The organism is Streptomyces sp. NPDC060027 (assembly GCF_042737005.1).
Lineage (GTDB): Bacteria > Actinomycetota > Actinomycetes > Streptomycetales > Streptomycetaceae > Streptomyces.
In genome coordinates, this window is the sequence record NZ_JBHWVI010000469.1 from 1 (window position 1) to 1,279 (window position 1,279).

General features: G+C 70.8%; 1 protein-coding gene. It reads left to right on the forward strand.

Annotation, left to right across the window (positions count from 1 at the left end; genetic code table 11):
• Window positions 1-486: 486 nt before the first annotated feature.
• Window positions 487-1,128, forward strand: a complete 642-nt coding sequence (locus tag ACFWBT_RS43070; protein ID WP_385710317.1) for an STAS domain-containing protein — start codon at window positions 487-489, stop codon at window positions 1,126-1,128.
• The last annotated feature ends 151 nt before the right edge of the window (window positions 1,129-1,279 follow it).

Here is a 1,279-nt window from a genome sequence, read left to right on the forward strand (position 1 = left end):
CACCACGGAGCAGACACCCGTCGGCAAGCGCATCACCGCCGACATCGCCCTCAGTTCGGCCACCGGCTAGCAGAACCCGGGCTCTCGCCTCAGCCGGGTCAGGTTCCGCGGCGTTCTCGCAGCAGGCCCAAGTACCGTGCAGGGCACCGGACATACCCGCGTCACCGCGTTCTGGCACCGTTCACATCCTGAGATGGGCGGCTTCGGGCCGCCCCGCGCACCGGGCGACGACTATGCTGCTGTACGGACGTCCCAGACCCTGGCGGCTTTGTCGATGTACGACTCAGATGGCGCAGGGAGTGGACCTTTCGTCCGTCACCCGGCCCATCCCTGGAGGGAACCGGGTGCCCGGCGTGACGTACAGGCTGTCGGACCGGCCTCGCTTCCTCTCCCCCGAACGTCGCCCCTGCCGACAGCGCGCCACGAGGGGCCGGGAATCCGGCACCACGGCGTCGGCTGCCGGACGGTCTTCAGAACCGAGGCGTCATGCCCCTCCCGCAGCCCACCATCTACCGCCAAGACCGAAGAAGCCGGGCTTTGATCACCCTGGCCGGTGAGATCGACCTGGAATCGGCACCGCTGGTGCGCACAGCACTAAAACGGTGCCTGGACGACGGCATCCGCACCATCGACGTCGACCTCGCCCGCGTCACCTTTTGCGACTGCAGCGGCCTCAACACCTTCCTGCGCGCCGCACAGCAGACCACCGAGACCGGCGGGACCCTGCGACTGCACCACCCACCACCGACTCTGGCTCTGATACTCGACCTCACCGGCTCCGGGTTCCTCCTCCTGGGCCTCCCGTTCGAGCCCCAGCCGCCTTCTCTCGGGGACGCCCCCGCCGCGACCCCACCCGCCCCGCCCCAGTGGTCGCGCCGGGGACGCGTCCGCGGGTTCCCGGTGCGCGGCGACGGCTCCCGGCCGCTCGGCTTCGACGCCACCTCGGTGGACCCGGACGACCGTTCGACCCTCACCGCACTGCTCTCCTGGAGATGGCTGGACATCTTCCGGCATCGCTACGGTTCGCTCTCCGAGGGGGACCACCAGCGCACGGAACATGGTGGGAGTCGACGGCCGCCAGATCTCTCCGTACGGGCCCACGACGGCTGGACGCGGTGGCCTGGATGAGGGCCGAGGGCCGGTCCGCCCGGATCCAGGTGCTGGTCGCCGAGCAGGCCGCCCGACGGGGTGCCCGGGTCGGCGTGATCGACGTGTGCACCGCGGCCGTGGCCACGCTGCCGATCAGCGGGGCAGGGCTGTCCGCGATGTCCCGGACCGC